We start from the raw sequence: 5,219 nt of genomic DNA, 5'->3' as shown, positions 1-5,219 counted from the left end.
GTATGAAGTTAAAATTACTGATGCAATTATTAAAACTGCGGTAAGATATATGGAAATTTTTTGTGATAGTTTCATTTAAATCCTTTTTTGTAATAATTTAAAAAGGCGTAGTATAAATAAACAAAGTTAAATAAAACTTAAGTAATAATAATTATTAATTAAAAATATTAACTAAAAGAATACAATTTTAATCCTATTTTAAACAAGAATTTAAAATAGGACTTTATATTTATTTATCAATATTTTTTAAAGCCATTACGAATTGAATTCTATTCTTAACCCCTACTTTTTGATAAATAGTTGAAGTTATAGCCTTTATAGTTCTTTCGCTAAGTTGCAAAATATTAGCAATTTGTGCGTTGTTTAATCCATCTTTTATATAATTTGCAACTACTTTTTCTCTATCAGTTAATAATTCATATAAATCATTATTATCTTGTTTATAGCTTTGATTAATAAGACTTATCATATTACTAATAATATCAGGCAATAACCATATACCGCCATTACTAATACAATTAATTGCATCTATAAAGTGAATTTTTTGCATTCTTGCGTTTGCATACCCTTTAGCATTGCCATTTAAAAACGCTTGAGATTCTATAAAATTTGGATTTTTTGATATAGCTAGACATTTAAAATTATATTTTGATAATTCTTTTATACTATCAATATTATCGCAAATTATAACATTAGCATCTTTGTATTTAGCTATTATTACATCTAAATAATTTGTTGAATATACATTAAAATCATTCAATATTTCTTCTAAATAAGTTCTTAGCTCTTTATCTTCTACATTTATAATTATTTGCATTATCTTTCCCTTAAAGCATTTTGTTTGGTTTTAAATATTGGTTTTAATAAATAATCTAATATAGTCTTTTTACCAGTAACAATATCAGCATTTACTATCATACCCACTTTGATATTTAGTGGGTGCTCATCTGTTCCTAGATGATTTTTTTCTGTTACGATTTTTACTAAATAAAAACTCTCTCCTTTATCATTGGTTTCTGTATCGGCACTAATTTGCATAACTTGTCCTTCAAGTCCGCCATAAATACTAAAATCATAAGCACTTACCTTAATAATAGCTCTTAAACCTTCTCTTAAAAATGCCACATCAGCAGGTTTAACCTTAACTTCAGCAATCAATCTATCATCAAGTGGAACTATTTCAGCTATATTTTCACCTGGCTTGATTACTCCTGAAACAGTATGAACATTAAGCTTTGAAACTATACCATTTACAGGGCTTTTTACTAAGGTTCTATCAACCCTATCATCAAGACCTATTTGACTTTTATTAATTCTAGCAATTTCAGCATTTGTTTCATTTAGTTCTTTTTTAGAATCATTAATAAAACCTAATCTTATTTCATTTAATGTAGCTTCTAATTTAGGTAGCGATAATCTTGCTTGAGATAATTCACCCCTAATATCATTTAATTGTCTGCTAATTTGTAAATATTCAACTTCACTCACACTACCTTTTTTATAAAGACTATAAGTCAAATCATTTTGTTTAGATACTAAATTATAACTCGTGCTTAAATGGTTGATTTTTGATTTTAGTTCCTTTATTTCGCTTTCTTTTTGAGAAATTTTTTCTTTTAATTGCTCTATATTACTCTCATATAAACTTTGTTCGTTTTTTAAAGTCTGTGGGAAAATTTTATTTACTTCATCTTCGCTTAAAATACTAATATCAAATTCTTTACTATTTGCTTGAGCAAAAAGCCTAATTTTTTTAGCCAAAAGCTCACTAATTTTTACTTCACTCTCGCCTAAAGAACTCTCAAAACTTTTATTATCAATCTTAAGCAATACTTGACCTTTTTTTACAACATCGCCTTCTCTTACTAATAATTCTTGAACTATACCACCTTCTAGGTTTTGAACTACTTGATTTTGACCACTAGGCACTACCTTGCCCTGCCCCCTTGTAATCTCATCAATCTCTGCTACGCTCATCCAAGCAATCAAACCAATTACACAAGTAATAATTATATAAAGCATAGTTTTTGTTTTTTGAGAGCTTTTTGATAATACAGCTTGTGATAAGCTATTCATAAAATCTAAATCATCTTTTGTATAGTTTTTCATTTACTAGCTCCTAACTTTGCTAAAACTTCTTCTTTACTTCCATCTAAAACTACCTTAGCATTATCAATTACAATTATTCTATCAACTAGACTAAGAAGTGATTGTTTATGAGTAATTACTATTAATGTTTTATCTTTGCAAGCTTCTTTTAAATTATTTATAACTTTTGCTTCTGTTTGAGTATCTATTTGATTTGTTGGCTCATCTAATAGCATAATAGGTGTATTTGTTATAAACGCTCTTGATATTGCAATAGCTTGTCTTTGACCCCCACTTATACCTTCTCCACGCTCATAAACAGGCATATCAAATCCAAGTGGGTGAGAATTTACAAATTCACTAACGCAAGAAATATTTGCAGCTTTTATAATTTCTTCATCACTTGCATAAGGTGCTTTATAAACTATATTTTCTCTTAAAGTGCCTTTAAATAGCATAATATCTTGAGAAACATAGCCAATATGCTCTCTTAAATCCACTGGGTCAATTTGCTCAATATCAATACCATCTACATGAATACTGCCTTTACTTGGCTCATAAAGTCCCATAATTAATTTTTCTATAGTTGTTTTTCCACTACCATTTTTACCAATAATTGCAACTTTTTCTCCAGCATTAATCTTAAAACTAACATCACTTAAAGATTCTTTTTTAGCTTCTGGATAAGCAAATGAAACATTTTTAAACTCAATACCACCTAAGAAATTATTTCTTCTTACGAATTTTTTGCCATTTTCACGCTCTACTGGCATATTCATAATATCATTAAGGCTCTTATAAGCTGTTTTAGTCTGCTCGTAATTTGATATAAGAGAAGCTACCTGACCCATAGGAGATATTGCACGAGAACTTAAAATCACACTAGCAACAAGACCACCCATACTAAGCTCCATATCCTTAATCATATAAACACCCAATACAACAATAGCAATAGTGTTAAATTGAACTAAAAACCCTGTAACCATAGGAATAGAACTAGATAATAATTTATTTTTTATACTTTTATTAGCAATTTCTCCTGTTGCTTCTTCGTATATCCATTGAGAAGAAGATGCTGCACCTAAAGTCTTAATTGTCTCAAGTGTATTTAAACTCTCAATTAAAACACCATTTTTAAATGCACTTGCTTGATATGTGCTTTCTATTGAAGTCTGTAAAGGTTTTCTAATACTAAATGTATAAATTAAAATAAGTATCATAACAATAACAGGAACTACTACTAAATGTCCTGCTAGAAAATAAATTGTTGCTAAAAATATTATACAAAATGGCAAATCCACAATAGCAGCAATACTAGCATTTGCAAAAAAACTTTTAAGCGTATCAAATTCTTTTAGATTTTGTGCAAAAGAACCAACACTAGCAGGTCTAGAACTTAATTTAATATCCAACACTCTTTCATAAATTAATGAGCTCATAATAATATCGCTCTTTTTTGAAGCTATTTCTAAAAAATAAGCTCTAACTAATTTAATAATCATATCAATTGTATAAACAACAAATACTCCTAAAGCTAAAACCCATAAAGTCTCAATTGCATTATTAGGCACAACCCTATCATAAACATTCATTGTAAAAAGCGGACCTGCTAAAACAAATAAATTTATGATAAATGAAGCTAGTAAAACATCTACATAAATTGATTTTGATTTTTTAAGCGTATCCCAAAACCAATGCTCATTAGGGTTATTTTTAAGATTATTTATTTCATTTTTAATAACAAATTCTCTTTTTAAATAAAAAGCATAGCCTAAATATTCTTCTTCAATTTCTGCTTTACTAACCAATGTAGCTGCACCATCAAATCCTGGAAAAATAATACTTAATTTATCATTATCTTGAAAACTTTGTAAAATACATGCTTTTTGGTCTTTTAGCATTAAAATACAAGGCAATACTAAATTAGGAATATCTTTTAAATCTTTTTTCACTAATGTGCTAGCAAAACCAGCTCTTTTTGCAGCTCTACTAAAAAGAGATTTTTTATTATTTTTTGAAAATAGCTCTATACCGCCTAAATTTTTATCATAAGGCAACCCAGCCGTAAGTGCTTCGGCACTATAAGGATTGTTATAAAGCTTAGTAAGAATAACTAGACAATCTAGCAATTCATCTGTTTTTGTATTTATCATATTTCTTCCTTAACTTTACTTGTGTAATTTCCTTGAACTAAATTAATATTTAATTCTTTTATTTTGTTATAAGTTTCTTCATCTTCTATACCTATTGCAATTATTTTTATTCCTTTTGAATTTAAGATAATTTCTAAAGCATTTTTAGCCCCACTAGCATTAACATCTTCTAATAAATCAAGCAATGTTCTTGCCTGAACTTTAATATAAGAAATATTTAATTCATTTAAAATACTTAAGTTTTCTTTGTTTAAAGTAAAATGGTCAAGCCCTAAAGCTATATCATAAGTCTTAGCAAATCTTGAAAACTCAATAAGATTTCTAATATTTAATTCCTTACTCATAGCAAGTTCTAAATAAACTTTTTCATTTTTTCTAGTTTTGAATATTTTTTCTAATTTTTGATAATTTTCTGCTTTTATTAAATCATTTGAAATATTTACAGAAATTCCTGATTTAAATTCTTCACTTAAAGCCTTACTTAATACATAAATATCTAATTCTTTTGATAAATTAAGCTCATTTACAATAGGCATAAAATAAGAAGCATTTTTTAATTCATTTTTATATTTTAATCTCAAATATAATTCTTTATGATATACATTATTATCAGTATCTAAAACTTCTTGGCTAGCAAAACAAAAATCATTATTATTCATAGCGTTATAAATAAATGTTCTAAATTGCTCTTTACCTAAGATAATATTATCAGAATTATTTGATTTGTTTAAAGAATAATTAGTCTTATTTTTAATTAACAATAAGTCTAGTTCAGCAAGAATTTCATTTAGCTTTTTTCCTTCATAAGAACTTAAAGAACTGCTTATTAAAAACTCACTATCATCAAGTCCAAATTCTTTAAATAAATCTTTTATTTTATTTAGATAATTTACGCAGTTTTCTTCAAAACCTAAAGAATTCTCGCCTAAAACAGCGAAATCATTTTCATTAATTGAAAACACACATTCACTATCAAAA

General features: G+C 26.9%; 4 protein-coding genes. All 4 read right to left on the bottom strand.

All coding sequences use genetic code 11. The features are described from left to right. Window positions 1–229: 229 nt before the first annotated feature. On the bottom strand, window positions 230–817 hold the full coding sequence (locus KJQ99_RS08630; RefSeq protein WP_214118426.1) for a response regulator transcription factor: 588 nt from the start codon (window positions 815–817) through the stop codon (window positions 230–232). After that, window positions 817–2,109, bottom strand: a complete 1,293-nt coding sequence (locus KJQ99_RS08625; RefSeq protein ID WP_214118428.1) for an HlyD family type I secretion periplasmic adaptor subunit — start codon at window positions 2,107–2,109, stop codon at window positions 817–819. Before KJQ99_RS08625 ends, KJQ99_RS08630 begins: the two co-directional genes overlap by 1 nt. Next, window positions 2,106–4,241, bottom strand: coding sequence for a type I secretion system permease/ATPase (locus KJQ99_RS08620; protein ID WP_214150553.1), 2,136 nt, complete (start codon window positions 4,239–4,241; stop codon window positions 2,106–2,108). The genes KJQ99_RS08625 and KJQ99_RS08620 overlap by 4 nt, the downstream gene beginning before the upstream one ends. Next, window positions 4,238–5,219: EAL domain-containing protein (locus KJQ99_RS08615; protein WP_214150552.1), on the bottom strand; the 982-nt coding region annotated here is incomplete at its 5' end. The genes KJQ99_RS08615 and KJQ99_RS08620, both read right to left, overlap by 4 nt.

The sequence above is a fragment of the Campylobacter sp. 2018MI13 genome (genome assembly GCF_018501135.1).
Lineage (GTDB): Bacteria > Campylobacterota > Campylobacteria > Campylobacterales > Campylobacteraceae > Campylobacter_E.
Note: the sequence above shows the minus strand (reverse complement) of the source record. Positions and strands in the feature narration are given on the sequence as shown.

Coding starts and splice junctions, on each gene's coding strand:
- KJQ99_RS08630 (WP_214118426.1), bottom strand. CDS start 817: ATGCAAATAATTATAAATGTAGAAGATAAAGAGCTAAGAACTTATTTA.
- KJQ99_RS08625 (WP_214118428.1), bottom strand. CDS start 2,109: ATGAAAAACTATACAAAAGATGATTTAGATTTTATGAATAGCTTATCA.
- KJQ99_RS08620 (WP_214150553.1), bottom strand. CDS start 4,241: ATGATAAATACAAAAACAGATGAATTGCTAGATTGTCTAGTTATTCTT.